Origin of the sequence: Sphingopyxis sp. H050, from assembly GCF_001468265.1 — a bacterium.
GTDB lineage: Bacteria > Pseudomonadota > Alphaproteobacteria > Sphingomonadales > Sphingomonadaceae > Sphingopyxis.
On record NZ_LNRZ01000001.1, the window covers coordinates 175736 to 193033 of the forward strand.

Below are 17298 nucleotides of genomic sequence, written 5' to 3' on the forward strand. Positions count from 1 at the left end.
AGCAATACGGGATTTCGCGATGTACGATCAATATTATGGCTTCACCGGACGCCCGTTCCAGCTGACGCCCGATCCGTCTTTCTATTTCGAGAGCGGCACGCATCGCAAGGCGATGTCCTATCTGGGTTACGGCCTCGCGCAGGGCGAGGGCTTCATCGTCATCACCGGCGACGTCGGCGCGGGCAAGACGACGCTGGTCGGCCATCTGATGAACACGATCGACCCCAGCCGCCTGACCGCGGTCAAGCTGGTGTCGACGCAGGTCGAGGGCGACGATCTCCTCCGCCTCGTCGCCGAACAGTTCGGGCTCGAATGGGAAGGCCAGAGCAAGGCCGAGCTGCTGCGCTCGATGGAGGAATATCTGCGCGAACAGGCGCGCGCCGGCCGCCGCACCTTGCTGATCGTCGACGAGGGCCAGAATCTCGCCATCTCGGCGCTCGAAGAGCTGCGGATGCTCTCGAACTTCACGCTCGGCGGCCATTCGCTGCTGCAGATCTTCCTGCTCGGCCAGCCCGAATTCCGCCAGACGCTGTTTCACACGCCGACGCTCGAACAGCTGCGCCAGCGCGTGATCGCGACGCACCACCTCGACCCGATGGAGCCCGAGGAGGTCGAGCCCTATATCCTGCACCGCCTCAGAAAGGTGGGCTGGACCGGCAACCCCAGCTTCGCGCCCGAGGCGTATGAGCTGATCTTCGATTACAGCGACGGCGTGCCGCGCAAGCTGAACGTGCTCGTCAGCCGCCTGCTGCTGTTCGGCGCGGTCGAGGAACTGCACCGCATTTCGGCGCAGCATGTCCGCAATGTCATCGCCGAGATCGAGGCCGACCGCGGCATCGACGAGGCGAGCCTCGCGCCGCTGCCGGTCGAGGAGGTCGTCGCGCACGCCGCCGCCGAATGGCCCGCGCCCGCAACCGATGGCCGCCCGCCGTTCGCGGCGCCCGAAGCCAGGCCCGATTTTGCCGCCGCGCGGTCGCTCGTCGCCGACCAGGCGGGCGAAGCGGAGGGCGTTCACGATGTCGCGCCCGAGGCCGCCGTCGCCGCTGCGCCCGCGGTCGACGAAGCCCAGCTCGATGCGCTCAAGGACCAGATCGCCAGCCTCGAGGCGCGCCTCGTCGAACAGGACGCCGCGCTCCGCCGCGTGCTCGACCTGCTGATCGAATGGGTCGAACGCGATCCCGAAAATTCGCCCAACCCGCAAAATTCGCAGGTCTGGGCTGCGTGATGTTTTGAGGCGGCGCCAATTTATGGCGCCAATTTATATGGTGTTTCCCCGCGAAGGCGGAGATCCATCATCCGGCGGCGGAAGATGGCATCGGTCGGTGATGGGCCCCCGCCTTCGCGGGGGAACACATCTTTTACTCGGAGCCGATCCCGCACTAGAAGATCGGCGAAGGTGAGGGACAATGCAGAACGGCCTCTCGGTCGATGTCGAGGACTGGTTCCAGGTCGGCGCCTTTGAGCGCACGATCGGCCGCGCCGACTGGGACGGGCTCGAATGCCGCGTCGAGGCCAATTGCGACGCGGTGCTGCAAATCTTTGCCGACGCGGGCGCGAAGGGCACCTTCTTCACCCTCGGCTGGGTCGCCGAACGCTATCCCGCGCTGATCAAGCGCATCGTCGCGGCGGGGCACGAGCTGGCGAGCCACGGCTATGACCACAAGCGCGTCTTCACCATGACTGCCGACGAGTTCGCCGCCGACCTCAAGAAGACGCGGGCGATCCTTGAGGACCTCGGCGGCGTGCCGATCCGCGGTTACCGCGCGCCCAGCTTTTCGGTCGATACGCGCACGCCCTGGGCGCATGCGGTGCTCGCCGAACAGGGCTATGCCTATTCGTCGAGCGTCGCGCCGGTCGTCCACGATCATTACGGCTGGCCGCACAGCCCGCGCCATGCCTGGCGCCCGCTGCCCGACAGCGATCTCGTCGAATGGCCGGTCACCACCGCGCGCCTTGCCGGGCGCACGCTTGCGGCGGGCGGCGGCGGCTTCATGCGCCTGCTTCCCTATGGCTTCACGCGCTGGGCGATCGAGCGGATGAACGCCGACGGCCATCCCGCGATCCTCTATTTCCACCCGTGGGAGATCGATCCCGGCCAGCCGCGCGTCGCCGACGCGCCGATCAAGTCGAAGATCCGTCATTATACCGGCCTGTCGGCGATGGCGGGGAAGCTGAAGAAATTGCTTGCCGATTTCGACTGGACGCGCGCCGACGCGCTGCTCCCCGCGCAGCAGGAGCGCGCGCAGCCGTGGCGCGCCGCGGCGTGAACGCGCCGATCCAGTCCCCGGTCGCGCTGAGCGATGCCGACGCATGGGATGCCTATGTCGCCGCGCATCCGGACGCGACCCCCTTCCACACGCGGGCGTGGTGCGAGGCGATCACGCGCGCGACCGGGCATCGCTGCCATCTCGTCACGGCGCGCGATGCGGGCGGCGCTTTGACCGGCCTCCTGCCGCTCCATCATATCCGCTCGCCCCTGTTCGGGCAGGCGCTGGTCGGCAGCGGCTTCGCCGTGGGTGGCGGCATCCTCGCCGATGACGCCGCCGCGGCGGCCGTGCTCGCGCAGGGCGCCGCCGACATGGCGCGCTCGCTCGGCGTGCCGTCTGTCGAACTGCGCGGCGGCCCCTTGCCAGAGGGTTGGCAGGTCGAGCAGGACATCTATGCCGGCTTCGCCCGCGACCTCGCCGTCGATGACGACACCGAACTCCTCGCGATCCCCCGCAAACAGCGCGCCGAGGTCCGCAAGGCGCTCGACGGCGGCCTGACGGTGACGACGGGCCGCGACGAACAGCACCGCCGCGATCACTACCGCATCTACGCGACGAGCGTCCGCAACCTGGGTACGCCGGTTTTCCCTAAGTCCTTGTTTTCGTGCGTTATAGACGCCTTCGGCGACGCCGCCGACATCCTCGATGTGCGCGACGATGGTAAAGTTGTCGCCAGCGTCCTCAGCCTCTACTGGCGCGGCACCGTCATGCCCTATTGGGGCGGCGGCACCACCGACGCGCGGCGGCTGCGCGCCAACGAACTCCTCTACTTCGCGCTGATGCGCCACGCCCGCACGCGTGGCTGCACGCGCTTCGATTTCGGCCGGTCGAAGATCGGCACCGGTCCCTTTGCCTACAAGAAGAATTGGGGCTTCGAGCCCAAGCCGCTCGTCTATGCGCGCTGGCTGGCGCCCGGCGAAAAGGCCCGCGATACCAATCCCAACAGCGCCAAATACCGGCTGCAGGTCGACCTCTGGAAAAAGCTGCCGCTATGGGCGGCGAACCGCATCGGCCCGCTGATCGCACGCGGGCTGGGATAGTGGCCGAAATCCTGTTCCTCGTCCACCGCGCGCCCTGGCCGCCCGACCGCGGCGACCGCATCCGCAGTTGGCATATGTTCGAGGCGCTGGCCAGGCTCGCGCCCGTGCACATAGCGGCGCTCGCCGACAACGAAGCCGACGCCGCTGTCGCTTGGGACAGGATGGCGCCGCTCTGCAAGACGCTGGCGATTGAAGTGCGCAACGTCTCGCGCCCGGTCGCGCTTGCGCACGCAGTGCTGCGCGGCGAGCCGGTGTCGAACCGCCTGTTCCGCAATGCCGCGCTCGCCGAGCATGTCGGCGCGCTGCTTGCGCTCGGCACCGTCACCCACATCGTCGCCTTCTCGGGACAGATGGCGCAATATCTGCCTCCCGATTTTGCCGGCCCGGTGCTGATGGATTTCGTCGACGTCGATTCGGCGAAATTCGCGACCTATGCCGAACAGGACAAGCGCCAGCCGCTGAGCTGGGTCCATGCCCGCGAGGCGAAAAAGCTTGGCGCGTTCGAAGCGAAGGTCGCGCGGGCGGTCGATGCCAGCCTGTTCGTTAGCGAGGCCGAGGCGGCATTGTTCCGACAGTGCAGCGGCCTCGGTGCCGACAAGGTGTGCGCGGTGGAGAACGGGATCGACACCGCGCGCTTCGATCCGGCGCTGCCGCTGGACCAAGTGGGCGTGGGCGAAGGGCCGCTGATCGTCTTCACCGGCCAGATGGACTATCGGCCGAACATCGATGCGGTCCACTGCTTCGTCGCCGACAGTCTGCCGCGCGTCCGCAAGGCGCATCCGGATGCGCGCTTCGCGATCGTCGGCCGGGCGCCGACCGAGGATGTTCGCGCGCTGGGCGCGCTGCCCGGCGTGATCGTCACCGGCGAAGTCCCCGACGTGCGGTCGTGGCTAGCCGCGGCCGATGCCGTCGTCGCGCCGCTGCTGCTCGCGCGCGGTGTGCAGAACAAGCTCCTCGAAGCGATGGCGATGGCGCGGCCGGTGGTCGCGAGTGCAGCTGCTTCGACCGGGATCGATGCGGTGCCGGGCGAACATCTGCTCGTCGCCGATGATGCCGAAGCGATGGCAGCCTCTGTCGTGCAGCTGCTCGACGACCGGGCGGGTGCGGCGAAGATGGGAGCCGCTGCGCGTGAACGCATGATCGCGCGCTACGGTTGGGACGCGCGGCTCGCGCCGCTCGCCAAATTGCTGGGGCTGGCGGCGTGACCGTAGAAACGATCGCAGCCGCGAAGACATGGACCCTCTGGCAGCGGCATCTGGTGGCGCTCGCCGGGCTGTCGGCGGCGATTGTCGCGATCTTCTACCGCGATGCCGCCGACATGGTGGGCATCTGGTGGCGCAGTTCGACCTTCACCCACTGCCTGCTGATGATCCCGATGATCGGCTGGCTGCTGTCGCAGCGCGCGCACCTGCTGAAGCCGCTGACGCCGGTGTTTTGGTGGCCGGCGCTGCTTTGGATGGCGGGTGCGGGGCTGGTGTGGCTCGTCGGCGATGCCGCCGGGATCGGCCTGTTCCGCCAGCTCGCGCTGGTGCTGATGCTGCAGGGTGCGGTGGCCGCGATGCTCGGCGAAAAGCTGGTGCGCGGGCTGCTCTTTCCGCTCGGCTATGCGCTGCTGCTCATACCCTTCGGCGAGGAACTGGTGCCGCTGCTTCAGACGCTGACCGCGCATATCTCGCTGGCCCTGCTCCACCTGTCGGGGCTGGAGGCGCAGATGGAAGGCGTGTTCATCACGACCCGCGCCGGCTTCTTCGAGGTCGCCGAGGCCTGTTCGGGGGTCAATTTCCTGATCGCGATGCTCGCCTATTCGGTGTTCGCGGCGCACCTCTGTTTCAAGGGCTGGCGGCGGCGGATCGTCTTCGTGACGCTTGCGCTGGCGACGACGATCCTCGCCAACGCGCTGCGCGCCTATGGCACGATGGTCGCGGCCGAAATCTGGGGAATCGAGGCGGCGGGCGGGATCGATCATATCTTCTATGGCTGGGTCTTCTTCGGGGCCGTGATCCTGCTCGTCATGCTAGTCGCTCGCGGCTGGTTCGACCGGCCCGCGAACGACCCTGCTGTCGATGTGGCCGGGCTGGATGGCACGCCGCGTTTTGCGGGCAAGGCGCTTGCGGTGCTTCCCGCTGCGCTGGTCATCCCGCTCATCTTTACGGGCTGGGCGATGTTGATCGGCGGACGCTCGGCGCCGCTGCCGGCTGTGATGGAAATCGCGACGCCAGCGGGCTGGACCGTCCTCTCATCCGAACAAGCGGCGTGGACCCCCCGTTTCGATGGCGCCGACCAGCGGCTGCTCCGGCATTTCGGTGATGCCAAGGGTCGTCGCGTCGCGGTCGCGATCGGCGGGTATGTGCGTCAGGCCGAGGGGCGCGAGGTGGTCGCTTACGGGCAGGGCGCCATCGACCCAGACAGCAAATGGGCGTGGAGCGCCGCGCTGCCTGCCGTCGCGGGCGCAAAGACCGAAAGGCTGCTCCATTCCGGCCCGGTGCTGCGCGATGCGGCGACCTGGTTTGTCGTCGACGGCGCGGCGACGGGCAGCCCGCGCGGCGCCAAGCTCGCCGGTTTAAAGGCGCGGCTGTTCGGCGGCGACCCGCGCGCGCTGTCGCTGATCGTGTCCGCCGAGGAGGGGCAGGGCGGCCGCGATGCGATCGCCGATTTCGTTTCCGCGTCGGGCGGAGCGCAGGCGATGGCTGACCGCGCCTTGAAAACCCGCTAGAGCTGCTTCCTATATGTGCGGGATCGCGGGAATTTATCATATCGAGACGGCAAAACCCGTCGATCCCGCGCGCGTTCGCGCGATGCTGCACCCCATGAGCCATCGCGGCCCCGACGGTTCGGGCGACTGGACCGCGCCCGGCGTCGGCTTGGGCCACCTCCGTCTGTCGATCATCGACATCGCGGGCAGCCCGCAGCCGATGGCGAGCGACGACGAGATGGTGACGCTCACCTATAACGGTGAAATCTACAACTTCCGCGAGCTGCGCGCCGAACTGGAAGACCGTGGCCATCGCTTTCGCACCAGCGGCGATACCGAGGTGATCATCGCGGCGTGGCGGCAATGGGGGCCGGATTGCCTGTCGCGGCTCAATGGCATGTTCGCCTTCGCACTCCACGATCATGCGCGCGGCTGCCTGTTCCTGGCGCGCGACCGTCTGGGGGTAAAGCCGCTCCATTTCGCGCGACTTTCCGACGGATCGATCGCCTTTGCGTCGGAACTCAAAGGCCTGCTCCGCCATCCGCTGCTGCGGCAGGAGGCGAACCTCACCGCGGTCGAGGATTTCCTTGCGCTCGGCTATGTCCCCGACGACAATTGCATCGTCGCGGGGGTCGAAAAGCTGCCCGCGGGGCACTTCCTGCTGCTCGAACGCGGCAATCCGGTGCCCGCGCCGACGCGATGGTGGGCGCCCGATTTCTCGAAACGCATTCGCGCCAGCGAAGGTGAGGCGGCCGAACATCTCGTCCACCTAATGCGCGCGGCCGTCACCCACCGTATGGTGTCGGACGTGCCGCTCGGCGCCTTCCTGTCTGGCGGGGTCGACAGCAGCGCCGTCGTCGCGCTGATGGCTGAGGTGAGCTCGAAGGCGGTCAAGACCTGCACGATCGGCTTCGATCAGGCGGCGCTCGACGAGACCGCCTATGCGCAAGCGATCGCCGAGCGCTTCGCGACCGACCACCGCACGCGCACCGTCGCGGCGGCGGATTTTGGGCTGATCGACAAGATCGCGGATATGTTCGACGAGCCCTTCGCCGATGCGAGCGCGCTGCCGACCTACCGCGTGTGCGAACTCGCGCGCGAAGAGGTGACCGTGGCGCTCTCGGGCGACGGCGCCGATGAGGCGTTTGCAGGCTATCGCCGTCTGGTCTTTCAGCATCAGGAGGAGAGGCTGCGCGCGATGATTCCTTCGGTCCTGCGCAAGGGGCTGTTCGGCCCGCTGTCGCGCGTGTGGCCGCAAATGGACTGGGCGCCGCGTCCGCTGCGCGCCCGCGCCACGCTCGCCAGCCTGTCGAAGAGCGGGGCGGAAGGCTATGCCGAGGCGGTGGGGGTAACGGGCCCGGCGCAGCGCGCGCGCCTGTTCAACGACGCGGCGGTCAACGCGCTCGGCGACCATATCGCCGAAGCGCGCTATTGGCAGGCGATGCACGACGCGCCGGCGCGCGAGGCGCTCGACCGCGCCCAATATGCCGACCTTATGATCTGGCTGCCCGGCGACATCCTGACCAAAACCGACCGGATGAGCATGGCGGTCAGCCTCGAGGCGCGCGAGCCTTTGCTCGACTATCGCCTGATCGAGTTCGCCGCGAGCCTGCCCGCATCGATGCGCGTCAAGGGCGGGACGGGCAAGGCGATCATGAAGCAGGCGATGGAGCGCTATCTGCCGCACGACATCCTGTATCGTCCGAAAATGGGTTTCGTGACGCCGGTGTCGGCCTGGTTCCGCGGACCCCTCGCCCAGCAGGCGAAGGCGCTCGCGGCCTCGTCGACGCTCGCGCGCTCGGGCTGGTTCGACATGGCCGAGATCGAACGCGTCGTTGCCGCACACCAGTCCGGGCGACGCGATCATGGGCGGCTGATCTGGCAATTTTTCATGTTGGAGAAGTCGCTCGCGAAGCTGTTCGGGATTTGAAGAATATTCGTCGCCCCCGCGCAGGCAGGGACGACGGTCATTTCCACGCCATCTTAACCCCTGCCTGCTAACCTCCACCCGATGACGGTCCATCCTGCCTTTCCGACCAGCGACGCGGAAGTTGCCCCGCTGACCGTGCGCGTCGTCGATCCGCTGGCGCTGTCGGACGAGCTGGCGGCGGCGTGGGACCGGCTGGCAGAGGAGGCAAGCGAGCCCAATCCCTTCGCCGAGCGCTGGTGTCTGCAATCGGCGCTGCATCTGCTGGACCCCCAGCGCCATGCCCGGCTCGTCATGGTTCGCGACGGCAGCACTGGGCCGGTGATCGGCGTGATGCCGCTTGCGCACGCGGCCAAATATGGCCGCCTGCCGCTGCGCCATGTGACCGGCTGGACGCATCACAATCATTTCCTTGGGCTCCCGCTGGTGCGCGCGGGATGCGAAAATCTCTTCTGGTCGATCCTGCTCGGGTGGTGCGACGCGTCCGCCTGGGCCAGGACGCTCGTGCATGTCCCGCGGCTGACCGAGGACGGTCCGCTGCACAAGGCGCTGGTCGATGTCGCGCGCGTACGCGGCGGCGAGGCCGAGGTCGTCCACCGCGAAGAGCGCGCGTTGCTCGACAGCGACCTTTCGCCCGAGGCTTATTGGGATGAAGCGGTCCGGGCGAAGAAGCGCAAGGAATTGCGGCGGCAGGCAAACCGCCTTGCCGAGCAGGGCCTGCTGACCTTCCGCCGCTGGCAGCCGGGCGAGGCGCTCGATCCGTGGCTCGACGGCTTTCTCGAGCTTGAGGCGCGGGGCTGGAAAGGCCGCGCCGAGTCCGCGCTCGCCAGCCATGGCGAGACCGAAGCCTGGTTCCGCGCCGTGCTGGCTGGCGCGGCAGATGCCGGGCGGCTCGATATGCGTTCGCTCGATCTGGACGGACGTCCGCTTGCGATGCTGATCAATTTCCTCTGCCCACCCGGCGGCTTTTCGTTCAAGACCGCCTTCGACGAGGATTATGCGCGCTTCTCGCCCGGGGTGCTGCTGCAACAGGCGAACCTCGACCTGCTGGGCGATGCGCGGATCGACTGGGTCGACAGCTGCGCCGCCCCCGGTCACCCGATGATCGACAGCGTGTGGCGCGAACGGCGGCGCCTCGTTTGGGTCAACGTCCCGCTGGCGGGCAGCTCCGACCGGCTGCGTTTCAACGCGCTGACCCGGGCGGAAAGACTCTGGCGACGCTGGAAGCGCGCCGCGCCCGCGACACCCGACGCACAGGATTTGCCATGACGGCCCACCAGACTATCGGCGAGCCGGTCTTTCCGGCCGAAACGCTCGCGAGGATCGACAGCCTCTATCCGTCGCAGGCGGGGTTGCTGCACCATCGCCTGCGCGATCATCCCCTGTTGTCGCTCGAAGCGCTGGCGGCGCTCGGCGAAGGAATGCCCGCGGGGCAGGTCGAGTATAATCCGGGCGATGTGCCGATCGGGATCAAGCCCGAGGACGTCCCCTCGAACGGGCTGTCGATCGGCGAGACGATCCGCACGATCGACAGCAACCGCAGCTGGGCGGTGCTCAAGAATATCGAGACCGTCCCTAACTATCGCACGCTGCTGATGGACCTGCTCGGCGAGCTGAAATCGGTCGTCGAACCGCGGACGGGCGCGATGCTGACCCCGCAGGGCTTCATCTTCATCTCCTCGCCGGGGTCGATCACGCCCTTCCACTTCGATCCCGAGCACAATATCCTGCTCCAGCTGCGCGGGACCAAGGTGATGAACGTCTGGCCGGCAGGCGACGAACGTTTCGCGCACCGGATCGAGCATGAGCGCTATCACACCGGTGGCCACCGCAACCTGCCGTGGGACGAGGCCTATCGCGACGGCGCGCAGCAGGTGCCGCTGGCACCCGGCGATGCGGTGCTGGTGCCCGTGATGGCGCCGCACTTCGTCGCCAATGGCGATGCGCCGTCGATCTCACTGTCGATCACGTGGCGCAGCGAATGGAGCTATCGCGAGTCCGAGGCGCATGCCGCCAACGCGGCGCTCCGCCGCCTGGGTCTCGACCCGCAAATGCCGCCCCGCTGGCCGAGCTACGCATGGGCGAAGACCGTCGGCTGGCGGATCGCGCGAAAGCTGCGCCTTGTAAGCTAAGCCGGCATTGCGCTGCCGCGTCAGTCGCTTATGCTCCCACCATCGAAACCGGGGTGGGCGATGAAAAGATTTGGAGGCATGCTGCTCGCAGCAGCGATGGGTTTGGCCGCGCATGTGGCGCACGCGTCCGACGAGCCGCGGCAGGCGCGCCCGGCGCTTATCCCGACCGAGGAACTGTCACGGCTTCCAGACATTGCGAATGCAATGCTCTCCCCGGACGGGACGTCGGTGGCTTTTCTCGGCCGCGTCAAAGGGCGGCAGGTCATCGCCTATCGTCCGATCGATCAGGAAACGCTGTCGCGTGTCGACCTGCCCGAAAAGGTCGATTTCCGATGGATGCGCTGGGCAGGGAACGACAAGCTGTTGATCAGCGTCGGGCGCGGTATGTCTTTTATGGGGATCGAGATCAGCCAGTCGGCGCTGATCCTCCACGAGTTTGCCACGAAGTCGAACAGGCTGATCGGCGAGGGCAATCGCGGCCTCGAGGGCGACGATGTGCTCTTTGTCGATCCCGAAGGCCACTATCTTCTGCTCTCGATGCAGGCCGACTCTGTCTCCTATCCATCGGTGTTCCGCGTTTCGTTGTCCGACGGCCAGATGACGGAAGTGGTGAAGCGCCGCGCGCCGGTGATGGAATGGTTCGCCGACGACGCCGGGGTCGTCCGCGCCGGTTTCGGCTATGACGGCGGCAAGTTCAAATTCTTCTATCGAAGCACCGAGGCCGAAAAATTCGAAATGATCGCGGCGCTCCGCCCGGGCGACGAAAATGTCGACTTCGAAATTGCCAAGATCGGGGCCGGATCGGACGAAGGCTATGTGCTTAGCGACAAGCAGACCGGGCGGCAGGCGCTCTATCGCTTCAACTATCGCACGCGCCAGATCGGCGAGTTGGTGTATGGTAGCGACAATTACGATATCGACCGCTATTGGCTGAATGCTGACGGCACCGCGCTTGAGGGCGTCGCCTACACCGACGACCGCGAAAGGGTCGAATGGTTCGACACCGCGAACAGGAAGCTGCAAAGCCAGATCGATCAGGCGATCCCCGGCCGACAGGCGTGGGTGACCTCGCGCAGCCGCGACGGCAAGCTGATGCTGATCTTCGCCACCGCGCCCGACGAGCCTGGGGTCTTTTATCTGCTCGACCGGAAGAAAGGCGAAATGTCACCGATCGCGTCGATGCAGCAAAGCCTCGATCCCGATCGCCTCGCGCCGACCAAAGCTGTGCGCTATCAGGCGCGCGACGGACTGACGATCCCGGCCTATCTGACGCTCCCCAAGGGGCGCGAGGCGAAGAAGCTGCCGCTGATCATCTATCCCCACGGCGGTCCCTACGGCGTTCGCGACAAGCTGGCTTATGACGCGGATATCCAGTTTCTGGCAAATCGCGGCTATGCGGTGCTGCAACCCAATTACCGGGGGTCTGGCGGTTATGGAACGGTGTTCGGCGACGCGGGCATCGGACAGATCGGGCGCAAGATGCAGGACGATCTCGACGACGGCATGGATTGGCTGGTCAAGGACGGAATTGTGGACAGCGGCCGCGTGTGCGTGATCGGTGCATCCTACGGCGGCTATGCGGCGCTGTGGGCTGTTATCCGCAACCCCGAACGCTATCGCTGCGCAGCGAGCTTCGCGGGCGTCAGCGACCTCAAGTCGATCCTCCGATACAATCGCCGCTTCCTGACCCAGAAGGCGGGCAGGCGGTGGCAGGAGCGCGTGCGGGGCGACAGCGACTTCGATCTGGAAACAGTGTCGCCGACGCAGCAGGCCGTGCGGCTCGATCGCCCTGTGCTCATCGCGCATGGCGAGGACGACAGCATCGTCCCGGTCATGCAGTCGAAGAGTTTGGTCGCGGCGCTGAAGGCGGCCGGAAAGAAGAATTTCGAATATATCGCGTACCCGAAAGAGGGGCACGGCTTTTCCGATCCGGCGAACCGAAAGGACTGGTTCGACCGGCTCGATGCGTTCCTCGCCAAGCATAATCCGGCCGAATGACAGATTGCTTTCAATTGGGAAGAATTGCGGTTATGGGCGCGCATCCGAATATTTCGAGCCCATAGAGGATTGATGGCGAAAGAAGAACTTCTGGAAATGCGCGGCCAGGTGGTCGAACTGCTCCCCAACGCGATGTTCCGCGTGAAGCTGGAAAACGACCACGAGATTCTGGGCCACACGGCCGGCAAGATGCGCAAGAACCGCATCCGCGTCCTGGTCGGCGACGAAGTGCTCGTCGAGCTTACCCCCTATGACCTGACCAAGGGTCGGATCACCTATCGCTTCAAGTGAGCGGCGCGGTATCGCCCGTGCTGGTGCTTGCTTCCACCTCACCGCGCCGGCGCGAATTGCTGGCGCGGATCGGCCTGACGCCGACGCGCATCGCCGCCCCTGAAATCGACGAAACGCCGCTGAAGGGCGAACTGCCGCGCGCCTATGTCGCGCGGTTGGCCGAGAGCAAAGCGCTCGCCGTCGAGCGCGCGCCGGATGAGGTCGTGCTGGCGGGCGATACGACTGTCGCCGTCGGGCGCCGCATCCTCGAAAAGCCTGCCGACGAAGCGGACTTGCGCCGCATGCTGGGTCTGCTCTCGGGGCGGCGGCACCATGTCTGGTCGGGCGTCTGCGTGATCGGCGCCGACGGCAAACCCCGCATCCGCGTCGTCGATACGATCGTCGCGTTCAAAGCGCTGAGCGCGGCAGAGATCGACTGGTATATCGCCAGTGGCGAGGGGATGGGCAAGGCTGGCGGCTATGCGATCCAGGGCAAAGCAGAGGTTTTCGTGCGCTTCCTGTCGGGCAGCCACTCGAACGTCGTCGGGCTACCGCTCTTCGAGACCCGCACTCTGCTGAGCAGCGCCGGAGTGCCGCTTGGCTGAGTGGCTCTATGAGGCGGGCATCGGCGAATGCCGCGCCGCGCTGGTCCAGAACGGCCGCATCGTGGAGGCGCAGATCGAGCGCGACGGCGAGGGGCCGCGCGTCGGCGCGGTCGTGGCGGGGCGGCTGGTCGAGGCGGGCAAGGTCGCGCTGGTCGCGCTTGATCTGCCCGGGCAGCCGGTCGCGACCATCGCCGGCGTGGCGCAATCGATCTCGGTCGGGTCCAGCTTGACCGTCGAGATCACCCGCATGGCGCTGCGCGAACGCGGCCGCGACAAGCCGGCGCGCGCGCGCATGACGGAGGCGCCGCTTGGCGAAGGCCCCGATTTGCGGGCGCGCGTCGCGATGAGCGGGTTGCTTGTCGTGGACCTGGGGCCGACCGGACCCGATCGCCTGGAAGAGCTTGGCTGGTCCGAATTGATTGACCGGGTTCGCGTTGGCCATTGGCCTTTCTCCGGCGGCGCGCTGTGGGTCGATACGACGCCTGCGATGACGCTGATCGACATCGACGGTGAGGGGGACGCGCTGGCGCTTTCCAAGGCAGGCGCGACGGCCGCGGTGGAGGTCATCCGCTGCTGCGACATCGGTGGATCGATCGCGATCGACTTTCCGTCGCTGCCGGGCCGGGCCGGGCGCCACGCGATCGATGCGCTGATCGACGCGCTGTTGCCGCAACCGTTCGAGCGCACTGCGATCAACGGCTTCGGATTGATGCAGATCATTCGGCGCCGGTCGCGTCCGTCGCTGATCGAGCAGGTACGATTTGATCCCGTCGCGACCGACGCAGCGCTGCTGCTGCGGCAGGCCGAGCGGGCGGTCGGCGCCGGGCTGCTGCGATTGGTGGCGCGACCGGCCGTCGCTGACCATATTCGCGCGCATCCGGACTGGATCGCCGAACTGCAAAGGCGTACCGGCCGTCCTTCTGAAGTGGTTGCCGATACAGACGTGAAGGGAGTGGGTCATGCCCAGTGAAGCCGTCGTCAGGCCTACCAAATGTCCGCTCTGCGGCAAACTGCGCGCGCAGGAATACCGGCCCTTTTGCAGCCGCGGCTGCCGCGACCGCGACCTCAATCAATGGTTCGACGAAGGCTATCGCGTGCCCGCGCACGAAGGCCCCGACACCGGCGCCGACGATGGCGGATTCGGCGAGAGTTGAGGCGTCGAAATAGCGCAACAAAGCCACTGGACAGGATGAAAAGCCCTGCCTATAGCCGCCGCTCGCCAGCGCGGCCCCGATGCCGCAGCGGCCCTGCCCGGGTAGCTCAGTTGGTAGAGCATGCGACTGAAAATCGCAGTGTCGGCGGTTCGATCCCGTCCCCGGGCACCACTATTTCTCGGATAGCGGTCGATTTGGCATGGGCGATTAGTGAGTTCGTGAAAAGCGCGCAGTCCAGCGCCATGCCGCTCGCAGTCGGGCTGGCTATCGTGCGGCCGCGTATAGCGAAAATCCCCATGGTGGCAGCTCGATCGGTTCGCGCGCGCCGATTGTACGGCGCGCGCCCGTGCCGAATTCGATATAGTCGCCCTCCCCGAGTTTCGACGTCAGCGTCGCGCGCAGCGGCCGAGGGGAAAGGTTGAAAAGCCCCACCACCTTGTTGCCGCCAACCTGCCGAACCCAGCTGAAAAGCTGCGCGGCGTTGTCATTGTCGAGCTTGGTCATGCGGCCGCCCCATGGCGCGTTGGAGAGGGCCGGATTGGCCTTGCGGAAGGCGGCAAGGTTGGCAAGTAGGGCCCCGAGCTTGCAGTCGGGCCGCGCGTTCCAATCGATCGGATCGCGTTCGAAGAAGGCCAGTCGTTTTGCGTTGCAGGCTTCCTGTCCGTTATAGACCATCGGAAGGCCCTCGTGGGTGAAGCTGAGCGCCATCATGGCCGGCAATGCGTCGCCGAAAACCTCATATTGCGATCCATCCCAGGCGTTGCTGTCGTGATTTTCGACATAGCCCATCCGCATCGCCGATGCGGGCCAGGCGCTCTCATTTTCGGCGTAATAGCCGTATAGCGCGGTCGCATCGGCCTTGCCCTTCGCGATGTCGCGAACGCTGTTGTGCCATTCCCAGGCGTAGGTCGCGTCGAAGGCCTTGTGCATCTCGGGCGTTTTCCATTCGGCCAGCATGAAGACAGGCTTGATAGCCTCCAGACGCGCGCGAACGGTGATCCAGAAGTCGAGCGGGACATAGCCCGCGACGTCGGCCCGGAAGCCATCGATATCGGTCTCGCGCACCCAGTAGAGCATCGCCTCGCCGACATGGGCCCGGACGCCTTCCTTCGACCAGTCAAAGTCGATGATGTCCGACCAGTCCCACCACGGGGTCGGTCTGAAATCGCCTTTCCAGTCCTTCTCGTACCAGTCAGGGTGCTCGGTCGCGAGCCGGTTGTCCCAGGCGCTGTGGTTGGCGACCCAGTCGATGATCACCTTCATGTCCTGGGCGTGCGCCGCCTTCACGAAGCCCTTGAAATCATCGAGCGAACCAAGCTCGGGATTGACCGCGTAATAGTCTTTCACCGAATAGGGCGAGCCGAGACTGCCCTTGCGGTTCTTCTCGCCGATCGGGTGGATCGGCATCAGCCAGATGATATCGACGCCGAGCTTTTTCAGGCGCGGAAGCTGCTTTTCGGCGGCCCGAAACGTTCCTTCGCGGGTGAACTGCCGCGTGTTGAGCTGATAGAGAATGGCATCGCGGCTCCAGTCGGGATGCTGCAGCGGCGCGATGTCGGGCGCCTTCCAGTTATAGAGTGGCGCCGACTGCTGAGCGGCGGAGGGGGCGACGCAGACGCAAGTCGCGACGGCCGCGAGGGCGGCAAGGCGGGCGGGGCGGGCGAGCCGGGGCATCATCGGGCGGCCCCGTCAGTGAGCGGCGTCACCCGCGTCATGGCAGCCGCCGCGAGCAGCAAGGTGCCCGACGCGAACGCCATGGTGTAGATCGGCGCCCCGGGAAAAAAGGCCTCCATGATCGAGCCCATGACCGTCGCGACAAGCAACTGCGGCACGACCACGAAGATATTGAAGAGGCCCATGTAGATGCCGAGCTTTCCCTGCGGCAGGCTGGAGGCGAGGATCGCATAGGGCATCGCGAGAACCGATGCCCAGAAAATGCCGATGAGGACCTCGCTCGCAATGAGATGCGTGGGGTCGCGCAGCAGGAAAAAGCTGCCATAGCCGAGGGCGCCGCATATCAGGCCGGCGATGTGCGTGCGCGCCTGCCCGATGCGCTTGGACAGCCAGGGCAGGAGGGTGAGCGCCGCGACGGCGGCCACGCCATTGTAGACGGCGAAGAGGGTGCCGACCCAGTTGGCGGCGGTCTGATAGGTGGCGCTCGCCGCATCGGTCGTCCCGAAATGATATTGGGCGACGATGGGCGTGGTGTTGATCCACATGATGAACAGCGCCGACCAGCTGAAGAACTGGACGAGGGCGAGCCGCTTCATGATCGGCGGCATGCCAGAGAAATCCCCGACGATGCTCGACAGCATGTTGGTCTCGTTGCCGCGGCGCGCGAGGCCGATGGCGATCAGGCTGGCAAGACCATAAGCAATGAGCAGCGCGCCTAGGAGCAGAACTTCGCGAAGCAAGGAAAACTGCTGCTGGATCGCCATGACGGCCAGTCCGGCAGCTAGCCAGGCGAAGCAGGCGCGATAGTTTCGCGACGCAAGGGCTCGCACGGTTGGCACGGCTTCGGCCGGCGAAGCCGCGAAGCGCCCCATCTCCGCGGGATCATATTCGCGCGTCGTGATAACGGTCCAAAGGACGGAAACGAAAAGCGCAACGCCGCCAAACCAGAAAGCGTAGCGGACGGTATCGGGAATCTCCCCCGGCGGTGCGACATTGGCGACGCCCATGGCGTCCATCAGCGACGGAAAGAGCGAGCCGACCACGGCGCCGGCGCCGATGAAGGCGGTCTGCACGGCGTATCCGACACTATGCTGGTCCTTTCGAAGCATGTCGCCGACGAAGGCGCGAAACGGCTCCATCGAAATGTTGAGCGAGGCATCGAGTATCCAGAGCATCGTCGCGGCGAACCAGATGGCCGGGCTTTGCGGCATGATGAACAGGGCGATGGCGGCCATAATGGCGCCGGCAAGGAAATAGGGCCGGCGACGTCCGAGGCGGCCCAGCCAGGTGCGGTCGCTCAAATGGCCGATGATCGGTTGTACCAGCAGCCCGGTAAGCGGGGCCGCCACCCACAGCCCAGGCAGTTTCTCGATATCTTCGCCGAGCGACTGAAAGATGCGGCTCATGTTGGCGTTCTGAAGCGCGAAGCCGATCTGGATGCCGAAGAAGCCGAAGCTGATGTTCCAAAGTCCGGCGCGGCTTTGCCGAGGCTTCTCCATGTCGTCTCTCCCCGCACGGCCGCACGGGCGGCTCTTTCTG

15 protein-coding genes and 1 tRNA gene are annotated in these 17298 nt (G+C 66.2%); 14 read left to right on the forward strand and 2 right to left on the reverse strand.

Annotated elements, in window-relative coordinates; translation table 11 throughout:
- The first annotated feature begins 19 nt into the window (after positions 1 to 19).
- The 14 genes from ATE67_RS00830 to ATE67_RS00895 all read left to right on the forward strand — a co-directional run bounded on the left by ATE67_RS00830 (position 20) and on the right by ATE67_RS00895 (position 14256).
- A complete protein-coding gene (locus ATE67_RS00830) occupies positions 20 to 1225 on the forward strand; it encodes an XrtA/PEP-CTERM system-associated ATPase (RefSeq protein ID WP_058814808.1) in 1206 nt (401 codons plus the stop codon).
- 181 nt (positions 1226 to 1406) lie between these two features.
- Positions 1407 to 2267, forward strand: coding sequence for an XrtA system polysaccharide deacetylase (locus ATE67_RS00835; protein WP_058814809.1), 861 nt, complete (start codon positions 1407 to 1409; stop codon positions 2265 to 2267).
- Positions 2249 to 3307 (forward strand): FemAB family XrtA/PEP-CTERM system-associated protein, encoded by a 1059-nt coding sequence (locus ATE67_RS00840; protein WP_058814810.1) that lies wholly within the window; start codon positions 2249 to 2251, stop codon positions 3305 to 3307. Before ATE67_RS00835 ends, ATE67_RS00840 begins: the two co-directional genes overlap by 19 nt.
- Positions 3307 to 4512 (forward strand): TIGR03087 family PEP-CTERM/XrtA system glycosyltransferase, encoded by a 1206-nt coding sequence (locus tag ATE67_RS00845; RefSeq protein WP_231727996.1) that lies wholly within the window; start codon positions 3307 to 3309, stop codon positions 4510 to 4512. The genes ATE67_RS00840 and ATE67_RS00845 overlap by 1 nt, the downstream gene beginning before the upstream one ends.
- Positions 4509 to 6020: an exosortase A gene (gene xrtA, locus ATE67_RS00850; RefSeq protein WP_058814811.1), complete on the forward strand. Its 1512-nt coding sequence runs from the start codon at positions 4509 to 4511 to the stop codon at positions 6018 to 6020. The genes ATE67_RS00845 and xrtA overlap by 4 nt, the downstream gene beginning before the upstream one ends.
- 13 nt (positions 6021 to 6033) lie before the next feature.
- Entirely contained in the window at positions 6034 to 7929 is a 1896-nt protein-coding gene (locus ATE67_RS00855; protein WP_058814812.1) for an XrtA/PEP-CTERM system amidotransferase, read from the forward strand.
- A gap of 81 nt (positions 7930 to 8010) precedes the next feature.
- Positions 8011 to 9195: a GNAT family N-acetyltransferase gene (locus ATE67_RS00860; protein ID WP_058814813.1), complete on the forward strand. Its 1185-nt coding sequence runs from the start codon at positions 8011 to 8013 to the stop codon at positions 9193 to 9195.
- Positions 9192 to 10058 (forward strand): cupin-like domain-containing protein, encoded by an 867-nt coding sequence (locus tag ATE67_RS00865; RefSeq protein ID WP_058814814.1) that lies wholly within the window; start codon positions 9192 to 9194, stop codon positions 10056 to 10058. Before ATE67_RS00860 ends, ATE67_RS00865 begins: the two co-directional genes overlap by 4 nt.
- Positions 10059 to 10118: 60 nt before the next feature.
- Positions 10119 to 12056, forward strand: a complete 1938-nt coding sequence (locus tag ATE67_RS00870) for an alpha/beta hydrolase family protein (protein ID WP_231727997.1) — start codon at positions 10119 to 10121, stop codon at positions 12054 to 12056.
- Positions 12057 to 12128: 72 nt separating this feature from the next.
- Complete coding sequence (gene infA / locus ATE67_RS00875) at positions 12129 to 12347, forward strand: translation initiation factor IF-1 (RefSeq protein WP_010162480.1); 219 nt, start codon at positions 12129 to 12131, stop codon at positions 12345 to 12347.
- Positions 12344 to 12931, forward strand: a complete 588-nt coding sequence (locus ATE67_RS00880; RefSeq protein ID WP_082660125.1) for a Maf family protein — start codon at positions 12344 to 12346, stop codon at positions 12929 to 12931. The genes infA and ATE67_RS00880 overlap by 4 nt, the downstream gene beginning before the upstream one ends.
- Positions 12924 to 13901 carry a ribonuclease gene (locus ATE67_RS00885; RefSeq protein ID WP_058814816.1) on the forward strand — a complete coding sequence of 326 codons (978 nt, stop codon included), beginning with the start codon at positions 12924 to 12926 and terminating at the stop codon, positions 13899 to 13901. Before ATE67_RS00880 ends, ATE67_RS00885 begins: the two co-directional genes overlap by 8 nt.
- A complete protein-coding gene (locus tag ATE67_RS00890; RefSeq protein WP_058814817.1) occupies positions 13891 to 14085 on the forward strand; it encodes a DNA gyrase inhibitor YacG in 195 nt (64 codons plus the stop codon). The genes ATE67_RS00885 and ATE67_RS00890 overlap by 11 nt, the downstream gene beginning before the upstream one ends.
- 95 nt (positions 14086 to 14180) lie before the next feature.
- A tRNA-Phe gene (locus ATE67_RS00895) sits at positions 14181 to 14256 on the forward strand.
- A gap of 93 nt (positions 14257 to 14349) precedes the next feature.
- Here the strand turns inward: ATE67_RS00895 and ATE67_RS00900 are convergent.
- Positions 14350 to 15762, reverse strand: a complete 1413-nt coding sequence (locus tag ATE67_RS00900; RefSeq protein WP_058814818.1) for an alpha-amylase family glycosyl hydrolase — start codon at positions 15760 to 15762, stop codon at positions 14350 to 14352.
- Positions 15759 to 17258 (reverse strand): MFS transporter, encoded by a 1500-nt coding sequence (locus tag ATE67_RS00905; RefSeq protein WP_058814819.1) that lies wholly within the window; start codon positions 17256 to 17258, stop codon positions 15759 to 15761. Before ATE67_RS00905 ends, ATE67_RS00900 begins: the two co-directional genes overlap by 4 nt.
- Positions 17259 to 17298 lie beyond the last annotated feature (40 nt).

Excerpts from the sequence above, each read along its gene's own strand:
- ATE67_RS00835 (WP_058814809.1), top strand. The coding sequence starts at position 1,407 with ATGCAGAACGGCCTCTCGGTCGATGTCGAGGACTGGTTCCAGGTCGGC.
- ATE67_RS00900 (WP_058814818.1), bottom strand. The coding sequence starts at position 15,762 with ATGATGCCCCGGCTCGCCCGCCCCGCCCGCCTTGCCGCCCTCGCGGCC.
- ATE67_RS00860 (WP_058814813.1), top strand. The coding sequence starts at position 8,011 with ATGACGGTCCATCCTGCCTTTCCGACCAGCGACGCGGAAGTTGCCCCG.
- ATE67_RS00870 (WP_231727997.1), top strand. The coding sequence starts at position 10,119 with ATGAAAAGATTTGGAGGCATGCTGCTCGCAGCAGCGATGGGTTTGGCC.
- ATE67_RS00905 (WP_058814819.1), bottom strand. The coding sequence starts at position 17,258 with ATGGAGAAGCCTCGGCAAAGCCGCGCCGGACTTTGGAACATCAGCTTC.
- ATE67_RS00830 (WP_058814808.1), top strand. The coding sequence starts at position 20 with ATGTACGATCAATATTATGGCTTCACCGGACGCCCGTTCCAGCTGACG.
- ATE67_RS00855 (WP_058814812.1), top strand. The coding sequence starts at position 6,034 with ATGTGCGGGATCGCGGGAATTTATCATATCGAGACGGCAAAACCCGTC.
- ATE67_RS00865 (WP_058814814.1), top strand. The coding sequence starts at position 9,192 with ATGACGGCCCACCAGACTATCGGCGAGCCGGTCTTTCCGGCCGAAACG.
- ATE67_RS00890 (WP_058814817.1), top strand. The coding sequence starts at position 13,891 with ATGCCCAGTGAAGCCGTCGTCAGGCCTACCAAATGTCCGCTCTGCGGC.
- infA (WP_010162480.1), top strand. The coding sequence starts at position 12,129 with ATGGCGAAAGAAGAACTTCTGGAAATGCGCGGCCAGGTGGTCGAACTG.